The organism is Cellulosimicrobium cellulans (assembly GCF_016907755.1).
Lineage (GTDB): Bacteria > Actinomycetota > Actinomycetes > Actinomycetales > Cellulomonadaceae > Cellulosimicrobium > Cellulosimicrobium cellulans_D.
The window spans coordinates 1,505,366-1,528,562 of the sequence record NZ_JAFBCN010000001.1 but is presented as its reverse complement, the minus strand read 5'-3'; the positions used below and the strand labels follow the sequence as shown (position 1 = coordinate 1,528,562).

Annotated in this window: 7 protein-coding genes; all 7 read right to left on the bottom strand. The window is 71.7% G+C overall.

What is annotated here, in order from left to right; translation table 11 throughout:
* Nucleotides 1-48 precede the first annotated feature (48 nt).
* The gene (locus JOE63_RS06510) at nucleotides 49-2,634 is read right to left on the bottom strand and encodes an immunoglobulin-like domain-containing protein (RefSeq protein WP_204540079.1); all 2,586 of its coding nucleotides are present in this window, start codon (nucleotides 2,632-2,634) and stop codon (nucleotides 49-51) included.
* 116 nt (nucleotides 2,635-2,750) lie between these two features.
* Nucleotides 2,751-7,688, bottom strand: a complete 4,938-nt coding sequence (locus JOE63_RS20920; protein WP_239576642.1) for a family 43 glycosylhydrolase — start codon at nucleotides 7,686-7,688, stop codon at nucleotides 2,751-2,753.
* 321 nt (nucleotides 7,689-8,009) lie between these two features.
* Nucleotides 8,010-10,427, bottom strand: coding sequence for a family 43 glycosylhydrolase (locus JOE63_RS06485; RefSeq protein ID WP_204540077.1), 2,418 nt, complete (start codon nucleotides 10,425-10,427; stop codon nucleotides 8,010-8,012).
* A gap of 155 nt (nucleotides 10,428-10,582) precedes the next feature.
* On the bottom strand, nucleotides 10,583-13,480 hold the full coding sequence (locus tag JOE63_RS06480; RefSeq protein ID WP_239576640.1) for a family 43 glycosylhydrolase: 2,898 nt from the start codon (nucleotides 13,478-13,480) through the stop codon (nucleotides 10,583-10,585).
* A gap of 154 nt (nucleotides 13,481-13,634) precedes the next feature.
* Entirely contained in the window at nucleotides 13,635-17,813 is a 4,179-nt protein-coding gene (locus tag JOE63_RS06475) for a beta-L-arabinofuranosidase domain-containing protein (protein WP_204540072.1), read from the bottom strand.
* Between the two features lie 209 nt (nucleotides 17,814-18,022).
* Complete coding sequence (locus tag JOE63_RS06470; protein ID WP_204540069.1) at nucleotides 18,023-21,904, bottom strand: alpha-L-arabinofuranosidase C-terminal domain-containing protein; 3,882 nt, start codon at nucleotides 21,902-21,904, stop codon at nucleotides 18,023-18,025.
* Nucleotides 21,905-22,173: 269 nt separating this feature from the next.
* Nucleotides 22,174-23,151 carry a galactofuranose ABC transporter, permease protein YjfF gene (gene yjfF / locus JOE63_RS06465; protein ID WP_087471219.1) on the bottom strand — a complete coding sequence of 326 codons (978 nt, stop codon included), beginning with the start codon at nucleotides 23,149-23,151 and terminating at the stop codon, nucleotides 22,174-22,176.
* Between the last annotated feature and the right edge of the window lie 46 nt (nucleotides 23,152-23,197).

Sequence of the window (23,197 nt, the reverse complement as noted above, 5' to 3'; positions counted from 1 at the left end):
TCGCGGTACCTCGCCTCTCTTCCTCGGCGGGGTGCGACCTCGCGGGTGTCAGGCGCAGTCGAGCGCGTCGACCTGCGCCTCGCGCGTGGTCGTCACCTCCTTCCCGTCGAGGGTCGCGACGCCGGTCACCGTGACGGTCCCGGCCGAGACCGTCGTCGCGCGCGCCGCGAACGACTGGTACGCGTTCTTGCCCGGCGCGACGTCGGCGACGGTCTTCTCGCCGTACGGCGTCGCGAGCGTCACGGTGACGGGGACGTCCTCGCCGTTGGTCGCGCGGACCGCGACGTACGCCTTGCCGGCGAGGCAGCGCGACGTCGCCTCGACCGCGAGGTCGAGCTCCGGCGCCGGGGGCTGCTCGCCGTAGGCCGCGAGCAGCGCGGCGTGCTCGGCGGCCGTGATCGGCAGCACCGTGCCGTGGCGCGGGCTGCTCGGCAGGTGGGCGTCGACCGACGTCCACACTCCCGAGTCGAGGTCGGTGGACTCGAGCGGCAGGTAGCCCTGGCCGCCGTGGTAGCTCGGCTGGTCGACGAAGAGGTACCACTTCTCCTCGGTGTTCGACTTGAAGACGGTCGGCCCCTCGCCCGCGGTGAGCGTGCCGCCCCACGGGTTGGGCTGGCCGTAGCCGATCTTCTCCGCGACCAGGTCCCAGTCGGTCGAGCGCAGGTCCGTCGACTTCTCGAGGCGCGGGATCATGTACGCCTCGTCCTTGGTGAACCGGTAGTACGTGCCGTCGTGCTCGACGATCGACGAGTCGATCATCCCGAGCCCGTTGCCGCGCTTCTCGTCGATCCACACCTGCGGCTCGGAGAACGTCACGAAGTCGCGCGTCGTGGCGTACATCATGCGCTGGTAGCTCGTGGAGATCTGGCGCCCGTCGGTCGAGGTGGTCGGGTAGAGCGCCGAGGCCCAGTAGACGATGTACTCCCCGCGCTGCGCGTCCCAGAACGCCTCGGGCGCCCACGTGTTGCCCGCGTACGCGCTCGACACCGTGACCGAGCGCTGCTCGGACCAGTGCACGAGGTCGGTCGACTCCCAGATCATCAGCGCACGCGACCCGCGCTCCTGCGCGTTGCCGAAGTTGTTGCCGCCGTAGATGCGCAGGTCGGTCGCGAGGAGGAAGAAACGGTCGCCCTCGGGCGAGCGGATGATGAAGGGGTCGCGCAGACCCTTCTCGCCGAGCGTCGACGTGAGCACCGGCTCGCCGTCGTTGAGCTCGACCCAGTCGAGCGGGTCGTTCCCGTTGCTCGCGCTGAAGTACACCGACTCGCCGTCCGCGGTGCTCTCGCCCTCGAAGTACGGGAAGAAGTAGCCCTCGTAGTCGGCCTCCGCGGGCAGCGGGCGGACCGTGGCGTCGTACGTGTGCGTCGCGGTCGCGCCCTCCTTGGTCGCGGTCACGGTGAGCCGCACGACGGCGGCCGGCTCACCGTGCGCGGGCCGCGTCACCTCGCCGGTGGCCGAGACGGTCGCGGGGTCGGAGCTCTGCCACGTGAGCGCCGAGCCGTTGGCGCCGTCCACGGGCAGCGTGAGGTTGCCGCGCACGTCGTCGAGGTGCGGCACGACGGCGTGGCTCGCGTCCCACGCGACCGCGTCGGCGGGCGCGAGGTGGGCCAGGACCGTGACGTCGAACGTCGCGGTGCGGGCGACGGCGCCGCGCGTGACGAGCGCGGTGAGCGTGACCGTCGCGTCGTCCGCGCCCGCGGCGGGCCGGGTGACCGCGCCGGACGTCGAGACGACGGCCGCGTCGGACGACGTCCACGTGACGAGCGAGCCCTGGGCGCCGGTCGTGGGCAGCACGAGGTTCCCGGTCACGGCGCTCGTGTCGCCGAGGTCGAGCGCGGCGAGGTCGGCGTCCGCGGCGGCCGTGGAGGTCCGGGCCGCGAGCTCGCCCGCCTCGGCCGCGCTCAGCGCACGGTCGTAGAGGCGGAAGTCGCGCACCTGGCCCTTGAGGTAGCGGTCGCCGGAGTAGAGCGAGCGGCCGACGTAGTTCGCCGTCGTCTGCCCGCCGCCGATCTGGCCGGGGTCGGTCGTGACGTTCGTGGCCTGCTTGACCTGCACGCCGTCCTCGTAGAGCGTCGCGGTCGTGCCGGTGAGCGTGTAGGTGAGGGTCTTCCAGACGCCGCGCTGGAGGTTCGCGCCCTTGGTGACGGTCTGCTCGGTGGTCCAGCTCCCGGTGGCGATCGAGGTCCGGTAGGCGTTGCCGGTCGTGAACAGGTACCCGTTGCCGTTCGACCCGCTCGTGTTCCCGAGCCCGTACACGAAGTACGGCGTGCCCTGGTCCTGGCTCACGAGCACGTCGAGGCTCACCGTGGCGTCGGTGAGCCCGGCGAGCAGGTGGTCGGGCAGGTCGACGTAGTCGTCCGTGCCGTCGAGCGTCGTGCCGTCGGCGGTCGCCGTGCCGCCCACCAGCGTGGCCGGGCCGAACGCCGACCCCTCGGCGCGGTTCGCCGTCGTGCCGCCGGTCGTGCTCGCGGCGTCGAGCGGGTACCACGCGACGAGCCCGTCGTCGGTGGGGCCGCCGACGTCCGCCGCGGCGGGCGCCGCGACGGCCGCGACGGCCGCGACGGCCGTGGAGACGGCGAGCGCCCCCACCAGCCCGGCGGCGAGCGTCGAGCGTGCTCGGTGTGTCAGGTCCATGGGTTCCTCTCCTCGTCGAGATGCAGATCGTGCTCGCGAGATAGAACCTGCGGTCGCGAGGTAGAGCTCCGAGAGCTCTACCTCGCGACGTGCGGCTCTACCTCGGCGGGGTGGGGTCAGCCGCAGGTGTGCGCGGCGTACGCGACGTCGTACGTCGTCGTGGCCGGGGTGCCGTCGAGCGTCGCCGTGCCGGTGACGGTCACCGTGCCGGCCTCGACCGACGTCGCGCGGGTCGCGAACGACTGGTACGCGTTCGCCCCCGGGCCCACGCCCGCGAACGTCTTCGTGCCGTACGGGGTCGTGAGGGTGACGTCGGCGGGCACGTCGCCCGCGTTCGTCGCCCGGACCGCGACGTAGACCTTGCCCGCGAGGCACCGCGGGGTGGCCTCGACGGTCAGCTCGACCACCGGGGCGGGCGAGACGTCGACCGGGTCCACGCTCTCGAGCGTCGGCACGACCTTCTGGATGAGGCCGTCCTCGCCGAACGTGAGGCGGTCGATCGTCGTCTCGCGGTTCGTCCCGTTGCCGCCGGGGATCGCGAACCGGTGGTACGCGATGTACCAGTCGTCCGTGCCCTCGACGTGGAGGATCGAGCTGTGCCCCGTCCCGAGGATGCCCTGCGAGACGTCCTTCTCGAGGATCACGCCGCGGTACGTCCACGGTCCGTCGATGCTGTCCGACGTCGCGTAGCCGACGCGGTAGTTCTCCGACCCCGTGTCGTCGATCGAGTACGTGAGGTGGTACGTCCCGTCCCGGTAGTTGAGGAACAGGCCCTCGCGGAAGTCGGTCAGGCCGGGGATGCGCCGCAGCGTGTCCTGCTTGATCGACGTCATGTCGTCGTTCAGCTCCGCCATGACCGGCCCGTTCGACGGCCCGCCGTTGCCCCACAGGAGCCAGTACTTCCCGGTCTCCGGGTCACGGAAGGCCGCCGGGTCGATGGCCTGTCCCGAGGTGACCGCCTCGCCGTTCGTGATCATCGCCGTCGGCTGCGCGGTGAACGGGCCCTCGGGGCTGTCGGCCACCGCGACGCCGATCGTCTTCCGGTTGTACGTCGGGTTGTGGCCGGAGAAGTAGAAGTAGTACTTCCCGTCCCGCTCGATGATCGTGGGCGCCCACGCGTTGCCGGTCGCCCACGGGACGTTCCCGTCCGCGCCGTCGAGCGTGAGGAACGGCTGCTCCGAGCGCTCCCACGTCACGAGGTCGGTCGACTTCCAGACGTAGAAGTCCTTGCCGCCCCAGCCCGGCGTGCCGTCGGTCGTGGCGTAGAGGTAGAACGTGTCGCCGAACTGCGCGATGTTCGGGTCGGCGTACTTCCCCGGCAGCACGGGGCTGCCCATCTGCTTCGCCTGCACGGTCCACGTGCGCGACGACCCGTCGGGCCCGGTGACGGTGTACTCCACGGGCTGCGTGAAGTCCTGCACCGAGCCGTTGGCGGGCGTCACCGTCGCGCGCGGCGACACGGTGAGCACCGGCGCGAGCGCCGAGACGTCCGTGCCCGGCACGACGGGGAGGGTGACGGTCGAGCTCGCGCCGTCGACGATCGCGGGCACCTTGAGCGCGTCGAGCTCCGCCCCGGTGACCGCCGTGTGGTCCGCGCCGACCTGGTAGACCTCGTCCGCCGTGAGCGCGCGGTCGTAGACCCGGAAGTCGCGCACGGAGCCCTTGAGGTAGCGGTCGCCCGAGTAGAGCGAGCGGCCGATGTAGTTGGCGAGCGTCGAGCCGTTGCCGATGTCCTGCGGGTCGGTGGTGACGCCCGTCTGGCGGCCCACCTCGACGCCGTCCTCGTAGAGCACGGCCGTCGTGCCGGACAGCGTGTACGTGAGGTGCTTCCACACCCCGCGCTGCAGGTTCGCGTTCTTGGTGACCGTCTGCTCGGTCGTCCAGTTCCCCGTCGCGATCGACGTGCGGTACGCGTTGCCCGTGGTGAACAGGTACCCGTTCCCCGCCGTGCCGCTCGTGTTGCCCAGGCCGTAGATGAAGTACGGCGTCGCCTGGTCCGTCGCGACCTTGACGTCGAGCCCGACCGTGACGTCGGTGAGCCCGGAGAGCAGGTGGTCGGGCAGGTCGACGTAGTCGTCCGTCCCGTCGAGCCGGACGCCCTCCCCGGTGCCCGAGAACGCCGCGCCGTTGGCGAGCGTCGCCGGGCCGAACGCGGACCCGGGCGCGGTGTTCGCCGCCGCCGTGCCGCTCGTCTCGTCGAACGCGTACCGCACGACGAGGCCCGGGATCTCCGTGGTCACCTCGACCGCGACGTACGCGGTGTGCGATCCGTCCGCGGTCGTCGCCGTGACGAGCGCGTGGCCCTCGCCGACGCCCGTGACGACGCCGTCGGCCGAGACCGTGGCGACGTCCGCGTCGTCCGACGCCCACGTGATCGCGCGCGCCGTCGCGTTGGCGGGCGTGACGGTGGCGGTGAGCTGCCGCGCGCCGCCGACGCCCACCTCGAGCGACTCGGGGGTGACGCTCAGGCCCTCGACAGGGACGACGTCGTCGGTCACGGTGACGACCGCGCGGGCGCGGACGCTCACCCCGCCGCCCAGCGTGCCGGCGACCTCGAACGAGCCGGCCTGCGCGTACGACGCCGGGTCGACCGCGTCCCACGTGACGTCGGCCGGGCCGGTCGACCCGTCGGCGTAGTGGGCGGTGACGGTGGCGGGCAGCAGGGGCGTGGAGCCCGTCTGCACCGTGACCGCGACGTCGTCGACGGACTCGACGAACGCGTCGGGCTGGTAGGTGCTCAGCAGGCGGTCGTACTCGGCCTGCGTCACCGGGAGCACCGTGCCGTGGCGCGGGCGCGACGGCATCTGGTAGTCGGTGGACATGGTCCACTCGGCCGCGTCGAGCGAGGTCGACTCGAACGGCACGTAGCCGCGGCCGCCGAACTCGTCGATGAAGAGGTACCACTTCTCCTCGGTGTTGGACTTGAAGATCGTCGGGCCCTCGCCCTGGTTGATCCCGCCGCCGAGCGAGTTCGCCTTGCCGATGCAGTCGGTGATGAACTCGTAGTCCGTCGAGCGCAGCTCGGCCGACTTCTCGCCGAGGATGAACTTGGAGCACGGCGTGGACGACGTGTTGTTCCGCTCGTCCTTGGTGAAGCGGTAGTACTGGCCGTCGTGCTGCGTCACGGTCGAGTCGATGACCGAGTAGCCCGGGTCGACCCACACCTGCGCCTCGCTGAACGTCACGAAGTCGCGCGTCGTGGCGTACATCATGCGGTTGTAGGTGTTGCCGGTGTGGCCCGGGTCGTCCTCCGCGTAGAGCTTCGAGGCCCAGAACACGACGTACGCCCCGATGGTCTCGTCGTAGTACGCCTCCGGCGCCCACGTGTTGCCCGCGGTGTCGGGCGAGACCTGGACGAGGCGCTGGTCGGTCCAGGTCACGAGGTCCGTGGACTCCCACACCATGATCGACTTCGAGCCCGTGCGCTGGGACGCGTCCCAGTTCCCGTTGCCGTAGATCTTGAGGTCGGTCGCGATCTGGTAGAACTTGTCGCCCTCGGGCGAGCGGATGATGAACGGGTCCCGCAGGCCCTTCTCCCCCAGCTCCGACGTCAGCACCGGCTGGTTGTCGTTGAGGTTCTGGTACTTCAGCGGGTCGTTGCCCTGGCTCAGCCCGAAGTAGACCTGCTCGCCCGTCGCCGTGCCCTCGCCGACGAAGTACGAGAAGAGGTAGCCCGCGAGGTCCTCCTGCGCGGGCAGCGCGGGGACGTGCGCCGCGAGCTCGCGCGTGGCGGAGGCCGCGCCCACGGTCACCGTCGCCGTGAGCGTCACGGTCTCGGCGTCCTCGCCGTGCGCGGGGCGCGTGACCTCGCCCGTCGGGCTGATCGTGCCCGACGACGTCGCCCACGCCACGCTCGCGCCGTGCAGCCCCGCGGTGGGCAGGGTCAGGTTGCCGCGCACGTCGTCGAGGTTCGTCACCTCGAGCGCGGCGGCCGCGGCGTCGGCCTTGGCCTGGTCGCCGTCGCCCGGCAGGACCGTGACGTCGAACGCGCGGGTCTCGGTCGCTCCGCGCAGCGCCACCGTGGCGGTGAGCGTCGCGGTCGCCGGCTCGTCGCCTGCGGGGCGCGTGACCGCGCCGCTCGCGGAGACGACGGCCTCGTCGGAGCTCGCCCAGGTCACCGCCGAGCCGCCGACGCCCTTCGCGGGGAGCGCGAGGTCGGTGACGACGGCGGTCGTGTCGCCGAGGTCGAGCGCGGCGGCGTCGGCCGCGACGGCGTCCTGCGCGGAGGCCGCCGCGACGTCGGCGACCTCCTGCGCGGTGAGAGCGCGGTCGTAGAGCCGGAAGTCCTTCATGCGGCCCTTGAAGAGGTTGTCGGCGGCGTAGGCCGACCTGCCGAGCGCGTTCGCGGTCGTCGTGCCGCCACCGATCGCGCCGGGTGTGATGGTCACGGCCGTGTTCTGCCCGACCTGGGTGCCGTCCTCGTACAGCCGCGCGGTGCCGCCGCCGAGGGTGTACGTGATCGTCTTCCAGACTCCGCGCTGGAGCGCGCCCGCGGGCGCCTTGGCGGTGTTCTGCTCGCGGCCCCACGCGAGGTCGGAGATCGTCGCGCGGTAGTTCGCGTTGCCCGTCGAGAACAGGTAGCCGTTCCCCGACTGCGGGCTGCCGACCGCCGGGTTGCCGAGGGTGTAGAAGAAGTAGTTGCCGCTCAGCGACGCGTCGACCCACACGTCGGCGCTCACCGTCACGGCGTCGTACCCGGCCAGGAGGTCGTCGGGGAGGTCGACGTGGTTCGACCCGCCGAAGGTCAGGCCCTGACCGGGCTGCCAGCCGCCGCCGGAGCCCGTGAGGGTCCCGTCCATCCCGTTGCCGGACGCGTCGTGCGCGACAGTACCGGCGGTCTCGTCGAGCGGGAGCCAGAGCCGGAGCCCCTCCGCGCTCGGCTCGGCCGCGGCCGGGACCGGCGCGGGTGCCGCGGGCATCGGGCCGGCGGCCGCCGCGCCCACGGGCGCGAGCGGTGCGACCAGCGCGAGCCCGAGGAGCGCCGCGAGCGAGCGGCGTCGGCGTCGGGCGCGGGGCTCCGCGAGCGTCGGGGGTGGTTCGTGGCGTGAGGTCATCGGTGACTCCTCGTCGTCGTGCCCGGCGACAGCGCCGGTCGCAGGTCCGCCGTCGGACGCGCGTGTGAACGCTAACATGTGAGCGCAAACATGGCGAGGGTCGGAGGCGATCAACTCCGCCGAAACCGTTATCGAGTTTCGTCCGGGGAGCTGTCCGGGGCGAACGATGCGTTTCCGTTCGAGTGATGCGCGTAGACGCGCATCACTCGAACGGAAACGCATCACTCGACGCACGCGGGCAATCCAGCGCCAGAGCGGGCCGGCGTCCGCGACGCCGGCCCGCTCACGGGACGTCCGGGCGCGACGTGCGCCCGTCCGTCCTCAGCCCCCGCAGGCGAGCGCGTCGAACGCGACCTCGTACGGCGTGCTGACGTCGGCGCCGTCGACCGGCGCCGTGCCCGTGACGGTCGCGACCCCGGCCGCGAGCGACGTGGACCGCGCCGCGAACGACTGGTACGCGTTCGCGCCCGGAGCGACGTCGGCCACGACGCGCGTGCCGAACGGGGTGGCGAGCTCGACGTCGGCCGCGACGTCGCCCAGGTTCGTCGCGCGCACCGCCACGTAGGCCTTGCCCGCGAGGCAGCGTGCGGACGCGGTCACGTCGAGCTCGACGGCCGGGCCTGCGGCGTCGGCCGCGAACTCCCACGTGTCCACCTCGACGAGGTCGACGCCCGCGGGGCCGGCGAACGTGAAGTACACGTCGTGGACGCCGCTCACGCCCTCGAGGGCGGCGGTCACGTCCGCCCACTCGCCCACCGGGGTGTCGAGGTCGAGCGTGCCGACGACGGCACCCTCGCGGTCGTCGAGGCGCACCTCGACCGTCGCGCCCTCGACGAGCGGCCTGACGCGCGCCGTGACGCTCGCGGCACCGTCGCCGAAGTCGACCGACGACAGCGCCGACCAGTCGCCGGCGTCGACGTCGCGGACGACGAGGTTCGGCGCCTGGGTGCCGAACTGCGCCGAGCCGCCGTCGACCTTCGCCGTGGTGAGCCCCTGCTGCCACGCGAAGGTCTCCGCCTCGAGCACCTGGAACGGGTCGAGGTCCTTGACCTGGTCCACGCCCGCGTAGTCGCCCACGACCTGCTGGACCGTGCCGTCCGCGTTGAACGTCAGCTCCTGGATGTGCGGGCTGCGGTAGCCCTGCGTGGTGCTGCCGTTGATGCGCTTGTTGAGCGTGGGCGCGTGGTACGTGAAGTAGTACTTGCCGTCCAGCTCGAACACCGACTGGTGGTTGTTGCCACCCGTGCCCGCACCGAAGAACTGCGACTGGTTCGGGAACATCACGCCGGCGTACGTCTCCTTGGGGAACGACATCGGGTCGTCGGAGATCATGTAGCCGATCTGCCCTCCGCCCGGGTACCCCGGGAGCGTGGCCTGGTTGCCGCCGAAGTCGTTGCCGCCGAAGTGCGACGAGTACGACAGGTAGTACTTGCCCTCGCGCTCGAAGACCTGCGCCGCCTCGAACGCCACGGGCGCGTCCACGACGGCTGCCGTGCCCTTCGTCGAGACCATGTCGTCGCCGAGCTCGATGACGCGGATGTTCTTCGGGTTGTTGAACCGCTCCGCCGCGGGCATCGACGTCGACGCCGGGCCCCCGCCGAAGTAGAGGTACGCGCCGTCGTCGGTGACGAGCGGCGCCGGGTCGAACTTCCAGGCCACGGCCTCGGCGCCCGGGGTGCGCCCGTCGATGAGCGTGCTGTCGCGCTCGCTCGTCCACGGCCCGAGCGGCGAGGCGCCCGTGATGACGTTCGACGACCCGCCGCCGTTGGCGTAGTAGAGGAAGTACTTGTCGACGCCGTCGACCGTCTTCTTCGCCATGCCCGGCGCCCACGAGTTGTTCGTGAAGGGCGCGACGCCCTGCGGCCCCGCGACCTGGATCTCGCCGTGGTCCGTCCAGTTCACGAGGTCCTCGGACGAGATGAGCGTGATCTGGTTGATGCTGCCGTAGTTGATCTGCGGCGAGACGCCCGTCACCGGGTCGGGCGCGTAGCCCTGGGTGTCGTTCGTCATGTACATGTACACGCGGCCGTCCTCGACGAACCCGAACCCGTCGGCCCCGAACTTGTGGGAGATGAGCGGGTTGTGCTCGCCGGGCAGCTTGCCGAGCACCTCGATCGTCTTCGAGGGCGGCCCGGGCGGGGGCGCGCCGACGACGGAGACGTCGTCGAGCACGAAGTCCATGAGGTGCGTCGCCGGGTCGGCGGACGGGTTGCTCGTCCACGGCGTCTCGAAGAACAGCCGCGCGGTGCCGACGTTCTGGTCGGCCGGGATCGTGAACCGGCCGTCGAGCGTCGCCCACTGGCCCTTGGTCGCGGTGACGCTCACCAGGTTCGTGTACGTCCCGCCGCCGTAGTGCATCGTGGCGAAGAACTGCTTGGTGGCCGGGGCCGCGGCGTCGTCGTACCGGATCTTCGCGGTCAGCTCGTACGTCTCGCCCGCGCGAACCTTGCCGCTGAGGTCCTGCATCGGACCGGAGCCGGTCGTCGCGCGCGCGGTGGTCAGGGCTGCGGCCTCGCCCGCGAACGCCTGGTCGGTGGTCGACAGCACGGCCTTGTCGGTCGCGTTGCCGTTGTTGACGAACCAGCCGGTCGTGCCGTCCTCGAAGCCGCCGTTGACGACCAGCTCCTCGTCCGCGGCGTACGACGGCAGCGCGGCGAGCGACGCGGAGAGCAGCGTCGCGAGCGCGGCCCCGGCGACGGCGCCGCGCAGGCGACGTCGTCTGCGGTGGTGCGTGTCCATGGATCCTCCTCGATCGATGTGGGTGTCCTGCGTGTCCGCGCACCTCGCGCGGACGGTCGTGCCCCGACGGCGGTGTCGCGCCGTCGTCCTGCGTCCTCCTCTCGTCCGGCACCGGCGGGCCGCCCGGGCGGCCCGCCGACGGATCAGCGGCAGGGTCAGCTGCCGTACGCGACCGTGCGGGTCGCGGTGGACCCGTCGGTCGAACGGGTGACCGAGACCGTCACCTCGCCCGCCGGGACGCTCGTGAGGCGGCTCGCGAACGCCTGGTACGCGTTGCGGCCCGGCTCGACGTCGGCGAACGACCGGCTGCCGTACCGCGTGGTGACGACGACGTCCACGGGCACGTCCTCGTCGTTCGTCACGCGCACGGCGACGTAGTCCTTCCCCGCCAGGGCGCGCACGCTCGCCTCGGCCGTGAACGCGACCTCGGCGGTGTCGGCCCGCACGAGGGACGCGACGGCGAGCGCGAGCGCCCGCGCGGGTGCGTCCGCCTCGTTCTGGGTCGACGGCGCGGTCGTGGCCCGCGCCGACGCGAGCCCCTTCGTGACGGCAGACCACGACTCGGTGGTGTAGTCCGCAGGGTCGAGCCCCTCGGCCTCGGCGACGACGGCGTCGAGCGCCGTCCGGTCGGCGCCGCCGTCGGCGTCGAGCACGTCGCTGAGGAGGAAGTGGTCGAAGTCGACGTGCCCGCCGGTCTGCTCCTTCGCGTAGGAGAAGAGGCCGAACCGGTACCCCATGAAGTGGGACAGGCTCCAGTCCATGACGAGCGGCCCCTGGCGCGCACCGAGCGGCTGCCAGGTCCGACCGTCGAGGCTGTAGGAGTACTGCACCCAGAGCTGGCCGTTCGGCGAGGCGAAGTCCGCGTCCGCCTTGAGGTGCACGTCCGCGTGCTCGCCCAGCGGGACCTGCGACCCGGGGACGAACGACTCGACCGCCTCGCGGTCGATCGTGTCGGTGAACGGCTGGAGCCGGGTGACGAGGCCGAGCGTGCGCTCGCCGTCGACCTGCTGGATCCCCGCGTACGCGAAGCTGCGCCCGTAGACGGCGAGGCCGGCGACGTCGCCGTCGAGCATCCCGGAGACGTCGATCCTCGTCTGGGCCGACGACGTCGGGCCGAACGTGCGCTGACCGAGGGTGTTGCGCGCCTCCTCGAGATACGTGAGGTCGCGCCCGGGCGCCTTCGTGTACTCCGCCTCGCCGGTCACGACGTGCCCGTTGGTCAGGCGCAGCCAGCCCTCGCGCTCGGTGAGCGACCAGTACCGGTTGTCCGGCGCGTGGTTCCACTGCCAGGCGAGGTCGAGGTCCGAGCCGTTGTACGACACCTCCTCGAGCGTGGGCGTCTCGACGTCCGGCGCGCGGCCGACCACGGACACGTCGTCGAGCAGGTACTCGACGCTCGACGACGGCGGCTGCGGATTGCCCCACGGCGTCTCGACCGCGAGCTTGAAGGTCCGGACGTCGGCGTCCCGCGGGACGGTGTAGGTGCCCCGCACGGTCGTCCACTCCCCCGGCGTGGCGTTCGCCCACGCGAGCGTGGTGACGCCCGCGCCCCAGTCTCCGACGAGGTTGAAGCGGACCTGCGCCGGCCCGGCGGCGTAGCGGACCCGGGCCGAGACCTCGTAGGTCGCGCCCGCCTGGATCTTCCCGCCGAGCTGCTGGTTCGGCCCGGAGCCGTTGAGGGTCCGGCCCGCGACGCGCAGCGCGCCCGTGCCCGACGCCGTGCCGCTCGTCTCGCGCGACAGCGTCGCGCCGAACTGCGCGGCCCACGGCGCGGTCGTCGGGTCCTCGAACCCGGGGTTGGCGACGAGCTCGACGCCGAGCAGGGACTCGTCGTACGTCGGCGCGTCGGGGACCTCCCAGACGGTGTCGCTGAACGCGCGGTGCTCGGCGTCGTTCGCGAAGTCGTCGGAGGCGACGATGCTCTTCAGCCGCTCCCGGCGCTCCGTCGCCGGGTCCAGCACGATCGGCTTGGCGAACGTGTCGCCGACGCGGACGACGCCGTCGTCGCCGAACGTCGGCCAGCCGTCCTGCCACGTCGCGGGGATGAGCGCGGGGATGCGGCCGAGGGGGTAGGTGTCGCGGAAGAACATCCCCCACCACTCGTAGCCGCCCGCGCCGTCGGGCACCTCGACGAGCCCGCCCTGGGCGAAGCCGTCGGAGTTCAGCGCGCTGCGCGCCTCGTACGGGTTCGACCCGTCGGCGGTCTCGTAGCGGCCCAGCAGGTGCGGGGAGCGTAGAAGCACCTCCTGCCGGTTCTGGCCGCTGGGCCACGTGATGATCGCGACGTAGTACTCGCCGTCGATGTAGTGCACCTGCGCGCCCTCGAACAGCCCCCCGACGAACGGCTCGCCCGCGTAGTCCTCGGCACGGAAGATGTTCGGGAAGTCCTGCTCGATCCGGGTGAGGCCGGCGTCGAGCCGGACGGCGCTCGTCCCGCCGGAGCCGTAGAAGATGTACGGCGTCCCGCCGTCCGCCTCGTCGAAGAACAGCGACGGGTCGTGCAGGCTCCGGCCGAGCGGCGTCCGCTCCCACGCGCCGCCCTCGACGTCGTCCGTCCGGAAGAGGTACGACCCCCCGAGGTCGTTGGTGTTGAACACCACGTAGAACGTGCCGTCGTGGTACCGCAGCGAGGAGGCCCACTGCCCGTTGCCGTACCCGTTCTGCCCGTTGCGCAGCGACGACACGTCGCCGACGCCGAGCCGGTCGTAGACGTACCCGACGATCTCCCAGCTCACGAGGTCGTACGACTTCATGATCGGGGCACCGGGCGCGAGGTGCATCGTCGTGCTGATCATGTAGTAGACGTCGCGGCCTTCGTCGTTCTCGGCGGCGGGGACGCGCGTGACCGAGATGTCGGGCACGTCGCTGCGCAGCAGCGGGACGTCGTAGGTCCCGTCGCCGCGGTCCGTCGTGGTCAGCCCGGTGAGGGCGGTCGCCGCCGGGGGCTCGTCGTCGGCCGTCGCGGTGGCGTGCGCCGCGGGCAGGCCGGCCCCGAGCGCCAGCACGCCCGCCACGATCGTCGCCGCGGCTCGTCGTCTCCGGTGTCTGCTCATGTCGTTCCTCCTCGTCGAGGTCATGCTGTGGTGTGGTCCAACTCGGCGATATCGATGTCGGTACCGATATCGACGGACGTCGCGTCGCTGCTGTCCGGCGTCCTCGCGGCCCGTCGGACCGACCGCGAGGACGCCGGTGCGGCGTGCGGGTCGCTCAGCCGCAGGTGCGCGGCTCGATGTCGACGTCGTGGGTCGTGGTGACCGGGGCGCCGTCGAGCACTGCCGTCGCGGTGACCGTCGCGGTGCCGGCGGGGACCGACGTCGCGCGCGTCGCGAACGACTGGTAGGCGTTCGAGCCCGGGGCGACGGCCGTGAACGACCTCTCCCCGTACGGCGTCGCCAGGGTGACGTCCACCGGGGTGGCGCCCGTGCTCGTCGCCCGGACCGCCACGTAGGCCTTGCCGGCCAGGCAGCGCGACGAGACCTCGACGTCGAGCGGGACGACGGCCGTCGTCCCCGGCACGATCTCGACCCGGTAGGTCGTGGCCGTCTCGTGGTCCTGCGCGACGCCGACGACCTCCACGGTCCGGGCGCTCCCGTCCGCCGGGAGCGGCACGACGCGACCCTGCGTGTCGTCGATCAGCACGCCGTCGACGCGGACCAGGCCGCTCGGCACGTGCGGGTCGGCGTCCAGCACGACGCTCGTCGTGCCCACGGGCACGGCCAGCGTGTAGTCCGTGACCGCCGGGTCGAACGCAGGGGAGAGCGACCCGGTGCCGAACGCGAGCGCCGCGAGCCCGGGCGTCGCGTCGTACGACGCCGCGCGGTCGACCCGGACGCCGAACACTCCCCCGGCCCAGCCGCCCGTCGCCTGGAAGCGCACGGTGACCACGGGGATGCGCTCGCCGTCCTCGTCGAGCACGTACTCGCCCGCGCTGTCGACCTTCCACCGCGTGCCCTCCCCGATCTCCAGGTACTTCGCCGGGAGCTGCGTGGTGTCGACGTAGAACCCCTGCTCGTCCTTGGTCGGGGCGTTCGCGACCGTCGTGATGGTCTTGAGCTTCTCGTCGTTGACGTAGACGTCGAACACGCGGCCCTGGTCGCCCGAGTAGAGCGTGACGCCCAGGTGGTTCGAGGCCGACGCCGGGTCGACCATGAGGTCGTAGCTGAACCAGCCCGTGCCGTTCGCGTGGCGGAACTGGCGGCCGGAGAACGTCCCGACCGACGACCCGCTCTGCTTGAGGTTCTTCGCGTTCTCGAAGTTGTTGTTGTCGAAGCTGGTCAAGCTGTCGACGGTGCGGTCGGCGTCGCGCAGCGCCTCCTTGGCACGCAGGATGCGCTCCTGCGACGCCGCGGAGTCCGGCTCGTCGAGGTTGAGGTAGAGCCCGTAGGTCACGTCCCAGTTGGTGTGGTGGGGCGTGAAGACGAGGTCGCCGCCGTCGGCGGTGTTCCGCAGCTCGAGCTGGACCCGACCCTCGGCGTCGTCCTCGACCCGCACGAGGTTCTCGGCGATGCGCTCCTTCCACTCGTCGGCGCCCATGGTCGCCGCCGTGATGGTGGTCTGCGCGTCGGCGTCGCGCGTGGCGGAGCGGACGAGGATGCCCGTGCCCTGCCACGCCGGCTCGGGGACCTCGCCGAGGGTCGCGGAGAGGACGACCGGCCCGTACCGGAAGGCCACGAAGTACGGGTTGTCCGGGGTGTCGACGACGGACGCCGCCATCGGCATCGTGTACCGGACCACGTCGCCCGCGGCGACGGGCAGCACCACGTACCCGCGCGACACGACCGGCTCGACGGCGGCCCCGTTCACCTCCAGGCCCGGGTCGCCCGCGATCCACGACGGCACGCGCAGGCGCAGCGTCGCGTCCTCGGCGACCGCACCGCCGTCGAGCGCGTCGACACGGAAGGTCACGGTGTCCTCGTTCGGCAGGTTCGCCTCCTGCGTGAGCCGCAGGTTCTGCTCGGCGTGCTCGACCGTCGAGGAGAAGAACAGGTTGACCCACAGCGAGCCCTGCCCCGTGAAGTACATCGAGTCGCCGAGCTTGGAGAAGCTCTCCATGCCCGTGCCGGTGCAGCACCAGAACTCGGTGAACGGCAGGTTGTACACGCGGTGGTAGCCCGACGCCATGGGGTTGAAGTACGTCGTCGTCCCGGTCTCCGGGTTCTGCGACGCGAGGATCGTGTTGATGAACGCGTTCTCGTAGTAGTCCGCGTACCGCACGTCCTTGCTCAGCGTGAACAGCTCGCGCGCGAGCTTGAGCATGTTGTACTCGTTGCACGTCTCGGCCGTCTCGGCGTTGCGTGCGGTGCCCCGCTCGTCGGCGCGCTCGTGCAGCGAGCCGGGCGCGTGGAAGTGCTCCGCCTGGCTGTTCGCGCCGGTGACGTACGTGTGGTCGCGCACGACGATGTCGAAGAAGTTCTCCGCGGCCGCGAGGTACATCGGCAGCTCGTCCTTCTCGGCCGGCGTGAGCAGGTCGTAGTACTCCGGGTTCTGCGTGAACACCTGGTAGCGCTTGAGCGCCCCGAGCAGCTTGGGGATCTGCGTGTTGGCGTGCTTGCCCGGCAGCACGTCCTGGCCCGCGGCGAGCTGGCGGAAGAAGGTCACCTCGTCGAACGCCTCGGCCGCCTCCTTGATCCGGGCGTCGCCCGTGAGGTCGAACAGCTCGTACAGCGCCTCGTTCATGCCGCCGTACTCGGTGCGCAGCATGACGTCGGTGTTCGGCAGCTTCGCCACGCGCCCCTGCACGTAGAGCCCGAACTCGGTCGCGACGGCGAGCGCCTGGTCCCCGACGGGGCCGTCGACGTACTCGGCGACGTCGAGCAGACCGGCGAGCACCTTGTGCAGGTTGTACCAGGGGACGATGACGTTCTCGTCCGACGTCCCGGTGCCCTGCACCTGGTCGAGGATCGACTCGCGGAACGCCGAGACGTACCCGGCCGAGCCGGGGTGCGCGGCGGCGTACGCGTCCTGCACGCGGGCGAGCCCGCCCACGCCCTCCTCGATCTCGGTGAACAGCGCGTCCTTCGTCGCGGGGTCCTGCGTCGAGGACCACGACATCGCGAGCGCCGAGAGGTAGTGCCCGAACGCGTGGCCGCGGAAGTTCACGGCGTTGCTGCGCTCCCAGCCGCCGTACCCGGCGGAGGTGGTCGGGGTGAGCCCGCCGACCTTGTAGAACTCGTAGAGGAACGTCTCGGAGTCGAGGCTCAGCAGGTACTCGTGCTCCTTCGCCGCGGCGTTCTGGAGGAAGTCGTCGGAGAGCAGCACGGACGGCAGCGCGGTGTCCTCCAGCGGCGTCTCGTCGACGAGCGCGGGCACGACGACCTCCAGGTCGCGGGTCACGGGCTCGCCGTCCAGGTAGCGCACGGTCGCGGTGAGCGTGACGTGCGCGTCGTCCTCCCCGATCGTCGGCCGGACCACGGTCCCGTCGGTCGCGACGATCTCGGGGTGCGACGACCGCCAGGTCACGGTCGACCCGCGCGAGCCCGTCGTCGGCAGCACGAGCGCGACGGTCGCGCGCTCGGGCAACGACAGCGCGTCGGCGTCGTCCTGGGCGATCGCGTCGCGGTCGACCGTGCGCCCGCTCTCCTCGTAGAGCCCGACGACGTCGCCCAGGTCCGCCACGGCGTCGTACAGGCGGTAGTCGTCGAGCGCGGCATTGAGGTAGGCGCCGTTGTACTGCGGCCCGTTGAACCCGATCGTCTTGGGCAGCGCCGGGTCGGAACGCAGGACGCCCGTGGCGTCGCCGCCGACGGCGTTCGCGACGGCGGACGGCACCTGCTCGCCGTTGCGGTAGAACGCGACGGCCTTCGTCACGTGGTCGTACGTGACGACGACGTGCGTCCACTCGTCCGCGGGGAAGAACGCCGCGCGGTCGGAGCTCGCGACCCGCACCTTGTACGGCTGGCCCGACGCCGGCCCCACGGACAGCGCGAGCGGCACCGTGTCCGACTCGGACGACAGGTACCAGCCGTCCGAGTTGTAGGCCCGCTTGTTCCACGTGATGACGTGCTCGCCGGACAGCTTCCCGCTGGGCTCCACCCAGAACGAGAGGGTGAGGTCCTCGGGCTGGAGCGCCGTCGACGACCCGAGGTCGAGGTACGTGCTGCCGCTCAGGCGCAGGGCCTGCCCCGCCCCGTCGACACCGTCGACGTAGGAGTAGCCGGTCGGCGCGGAGCCGGTGTGGCCGCGCAGGGCCACGGGGTGGGCGAGGGGGCTCGCGTCGGCGACGTCGCCGTCGAACGCGAGGTCGAGGACGGGTGCGGGCAGGGCGTCGGCCGCGACGGCGGACGGCGCCCACGCGGTGAGGGCGAGCGCGGCGGCAGTCGCCACGGCGGCCAGCCGGGCCGCGCCGCCGGGTCGACGGCGGACGCCGTCGGTCGGTCGGGGGTGCATCGGTGCTCCTCTGGTCGGCACGGGCGTCGTCGCCCGCGCGTCGAGACGTGCGGTGTCGTGCGAGGGCGGCCCGCGCACGACGCGCGGGCCGCGCCCTCGTGGCCCGCCGGACCGGCCACGAGGGAAGCGGGCTCCCGCGAGGTAGAACCGGCGGTCGCGAGGTAGAGCGCGGAGGCTTCTACCTCGCGACCTGCGGTTCTACCTCGGGGTCAGCCGCAGTCGAGCGCGTCGTAGGCGACGGTGACGGTCGCCGTGACCTGTTCGCCGTCCACCGTCGCCGTGCCCGTCACCGACGTGGTGCCCGCCGGGGCCGACGTCGCGCGCGCCGCGAAGGACTGGTACGCGTTCTTGCCCGGCGCGACGTCCGCGAACGTCTTCTGCCCGAACGGCGTCGTGAGCGTCACCGAGACCGGGACGTCCTCGCCGTTCGTCGCGCGCACGGCGACGTACGCCTTGCCCGCGAGGCAGCGCGGCGAGACCTCGACCGCGAGGTCGAGCTCGGGCGCCGCGTCGGACGCGTGCAGCCGGACGAACGTGATCGAGTGCGCGGGGAACTCGTAGGAGAACTCCTCCCCCACGCCCGTCAGCGTCCGCTCCACCGGGACGACCCGCTCCGGGTCGGCCTTGGTGTTGGTGTCCGACGGCGCACCCACCATCTCCGTGACCGTCGCCTCGGACGCGATGCCCGTGCCGGCCCCGAGCCCCTCGACGTGCACCTGCGTGCGCGCCGCGGTCGCGGTGGGGTTGACGACCTTGACGACGACGTCGCCCGTGACGTCGTCGCGCGTGACGACCTGGTAGAGCGACTTGGTCGACGGCTGCTCGTAGGACATCTGGAGCTCGCCGTCGAGGTAGAGCTCGATCGTCGAGCCCTCGACGACGACCTTGACGTGGTACGGCTGGCCGTCCTCGATGCGGCTGTTCTCGACCGCCTTCACCTCGTTCGCGCTCCCGCCCGACGCGCGCTGGAGGGCCTGGCGGGAGTTGTTCCACCCGCCGAGGTTCCACCAGTAGTAGTCGTTGGGGCCGCCGGCGGCGAAGCCGACGAGGAAGCCCTCGGCGCCCGACGTCTTGCGCGCGTCGAGCTCGAGCGTGTAGCTCGACCAGTCCTTCGCGTACGCCCCCGCGACGATCGACCGGGCGTCGGTGACGTTCGTCGCCGACTGGACGTAGGCGCCGTCCTGCGCCGCCCACGTGCCCGACTGCGGCTCCCACTGCGACGCGCCGGACTCGAAGTCGTCCGAGAAGAGCACGTCGCCGCTCGCGTTGTCGGTGACGCGGACGTTGTCGTACTGCGCGGCCGTGTTCCACGTCGAGAGGAAGATCCCGCCGTCGAGCGTCGCGTCCGCCGCCGCCGGACCGGCGTGCGTGCTCGGCACGACCTCGTCGCCGGCGTTCGCGGAGAACATCTGCTGGACGTAGTAGTTCACCGAGCCCCACGACTCGTCGTTGTCGAACCAGATCGCGTCGGGCGACCACTGGACGTACGACTCGTTGGCCAGCAGCGGCGCGTACGACGCGAGCCGCACGACGTCGGAGTTGCGCTCCAGGCCCGTCATGAACGACGCCTCCGCGAGCGCGTTGGCGAACGTGTTGCCGCGCGACGCGTACTCGCCGAGGAACACGTGCGGCCCCTCGCGGTCGTAGGAGTCGTAGCGCTCGTCGTTCTCCAGGAACCACTGCGGGTCGTTGTAGTAGTGCTCGTCGACGAGGTCGACGTCCTGCTCGCGGTTGAACTCCCAGAGCTCGTCGAAGCGCTGGCCCGTGTCGTCCGGACCGGAGTTGGAGATGATCTGGACGTCCGGGTAGGCGGCCGCGATCGCGTCGCGGAACGCCGGGAAGTTGGCCTCGAACGTCTTCGTGTTCTCCTCGTTGCCGAGCCCGAGGTACTTCAGGCCGAACGGCTCGGGGTGACCCAGCTCGGCGCGCACGGCGCCCCACTCGGTCGTGACGTCGCCGTTGGCGAACTCGACGAGGTCGACCGTGTCGTCGACCCAGCGCTGGATCTGCGCCGGGTCCGTCATCTCGGGGATCGTGCTGCCGCAGCCGTTGGCCCCGACCGACACGACGGGCAGCGGGGTCGCGCCCAGGTCCTCGGCGAGCTCGAAGTACTCGAGGTAGCCGATGCCGTACGACTGGTTGTAGCCCCAGAAGTTCCAGTTGGTCGCACGCTCCTCGACCGGGCCGATCGTCTCCTTCCACTGGTACGTGCGGCGACGGTCGGTGAAGCCCGACTCCTCGTACGTGCGGAACGTGCCGACGTTCGTCACGCAGCCGCCGGGGAAGCGCAGGAACTGCGGCTCGAGCGCCTCGATCTTCTCGGCGAGGTCCTTGCGGAGCACGGACCTCCCGTTGACCGGGCCGACCCACGTGTCTTGCGGGAAGAGCGACACCTGGTCGAGCGCGAGCGTGCCCGCCGCGCCGGAGAGCAGCGCGAGCCGCCCGGCGTTCGTCGTGCCGGTCGCGGTGAGCGTGACGTCGTACTTCTTCCACGCGTTCGAGCCGTCGACGACGACCTGGCCGGTCGCGTACGCCGTGGTCCCGGCGGCGTCCTCGACGCGCACAGTGACGGTCTGCGCCGTCGCCGACCGCGCCCAGACGGAGAAGTCGTACGACTCCCCCTCCTCCACGAACAGACCCGTGTTGTACCCGCCGTTGCGCACCCCGGCGCCCGCGGCGGTCGTCGTGAGGTTCAGGTAGGTGCGGTTCGTCGCGTTGAGCCGCCCGGCGTCGTTCACGACCTGTGTCGTCGCCGTCGCGCCGGCACGGTTCGCCGTGCTCCACGCGGTGAGCCCGGTGAACGACCCGTTGTCCTGGGTGGTGAACTCGAACGACCGGTTGCGCACGAGCTCGGCGTACAGCCCGCCGTCGGCCGCGTAGTTGATGTCCTCGTAGAAGATGCCGTAGAGCTCGTCGCTCATCGCGGTGCGCTCGCCGGCGAGGTCCACGGTGATCTCGTGGTCGGCGCTCGTGGCAGGTGTGATCGTCAGCTTCGTGGCCGCGTCGCGCGGGCCGAGGACGAGCGCGCCGTCGGACGCGCGCACCCCGGCGTACTGCTCGGGGTCCGCCGCGCTGCGCAGCCAGACCTTCCCGCCGCCCGCGTCGGTGAGCCGCAGGGTCGCGGCCTCCTCGCCCGCGGCTCCGAGGGAGAGCCGGGACGCGTCGGAGACGACGACGGGCCGGTCGCCGACGGCGAGCGTCACCGGGGACGTGCCCTCGGCGCCGTCGACCGCCGTCGCGTCGAGCGCGACCGTCGTCGCGGGGCGCTCGTCGTCGAGGGCGAGGCCGTCGTCGGTCCCGACGAGGTACCGGGCCTCGCCCGGGCCCGCGAGCGTGAACGCGCCGTCGGGCACCTGGTCGGCGCCCTCGGCGGCCTGGAGCGCGACGTAGTCGAAGGCCGCCGTGTGCGACGTGCCGTTCTGCGCGGCGAGCGCGTAGAGGCCGACCTGCGTCGTCGGGAAGTCGACGGTCACGGAGCCCGCCGGCTGCCACGCGGTGCCGTCCCAGTAGGACGTCGCGATGGTGTCGCCGGTCCGCTGCATGCGCAGCGTCTCGCCCGTGGACCCCGGGCGGTCGGTGAACGCGGCCGCGGTGAAGACGCCGCCGCTCTCGACGTCGTTCTCGATCGCCCGGCCCGAGGGCGACAGGCTGCCGACGAACGTCAGGCCGGACCGGACGTAGTTGTCCATGTCCTGCCACGCGACGAGCCCCGCGCCCTGGTAGACGGAGGCGACCGGAGCCTCGAGGTGGGTGACGACCGTGAAGTCGCCGGCGGGCACGTCGAGCAGCACGACGTTCTTCGCGCTGTTCGCGTCCTGGTAGGTGTCGCCGGGCTGCGACGCGAGCGTGAGCTTCCCGCCGCCGACGGACAGCGCCTCGGGCACGGGGTTGACGACGGTCCAGTCCGCGCCGAGCGCGGCACCGTCGAACGCGTCGACCCACGCGCCGTCGGGCAGGTCGGGCTCCGCGGCGGAGGCGGGCACCGACGTCGCGAGCGCGACCGTGCCGACCAGGCCGGTCACGACCGCGAGCGCGACCGCGCGTCGGCGGTGGACCGTTCGGTGCCGTGGCGGGTGAAGGGACGTATCCATGGGCTTCCTCTCATCGTCGAGAGACACGCACCGTTGCGTGTGAGCGTTAACAGGATCGTGGCCGAGCCTAGTGTGAACGCTCACATTCGACAAGGGTCATGTCGTGACACACCGCCGGTCGAGCACGCGCCCGACCGACCCAGGGGTGCCGGCCCCCGTCCAGCTCCGGTGATCCCCGGGCGAGGCGCCCGGGCAGACGGCCGTGGTGCCGGGCCCGGCCGGTGCGGCGTCACGAGGACGACGCGCCGGCCGGGCCGGGCACCACCGGCTCACCTCCGCCTGACGACGAGCACGCGCTGCAGGATCACGAAGACCAGGAGCAGCACGCCGATGACGATCTTGGTCCACCACGAGCTCAGCGTGCCCTCGAAGGTGATGATCGTCTGGATGAGGCCGAGCACGAGCACGCCCAGCACGGACCCGAGCACGAAGCCCGTGCCTCCCGTGAGCAGCGTGCCGCCGATGACGACCGCGGCGATCGCGTCGAGCTCCATGCCCACGCCGGTGAGCGAGTAGCCGGACCGCGAGAACATCGCGAACAGCAGGCCGCCGATGCCGGCGCACGTACCGCTCACCACGTACACGAGCACCTTGGTGCGCGCGACGGGCAGGCCCATGAGCATCGCGGACTGCTCGCCGCCGCCGATCGCGTACACGGTGCGGCCGAACTGCGTGTAGTGCAGCACGTAGAAGGCGATCGCGACGACGACGAGGGAGATGATGACCGCGGTCGTGATGCGCCACCCGTCGCCGAACTGCTGGCTCCAGCCCGCCAGGGCGACGAACGACTCGTCGGTGATCGGGATCGACTGGAGCGAGATCACGTAGCAGAGACCGCGCGCGAGGAACATCGCGGCGAGCGTCGCGATGAACGGCTGGATGTCGAAGACGTGCACCATCAACCCGACCGCGAGGCCGAGGACGGTCCCGATGAGGACCGAGATGAGGAGCACGACGGCGACGGGCCAGCCGCTCTGGAGCAGGGACGCCGTCGTGATGCCCGAGAGCGCGACCACCGCGCCGACCGACAGGTCGATGCCGCCCGTGAGGATGACGAAGGTCATCCCGACGGCGAGCACGATGAGGAACGAGTTGTTGATGAAGAGGTTGGAGATGACGCGGGCCGAGAGGAAGTTCTCGTACCGGCTGCCGCCCACCACCAGCATGAGCGCGAGCACCGCGAACGTGCCCAGGACCGGGAGGTAGCGCCGGTCGAGGCGGAAGCGGCTCGTGAGACGCTCGGTCATTCTCGGGCCTCCGGGGGTGACGGTCTCGGCGCCCCGGGGGTCGGGG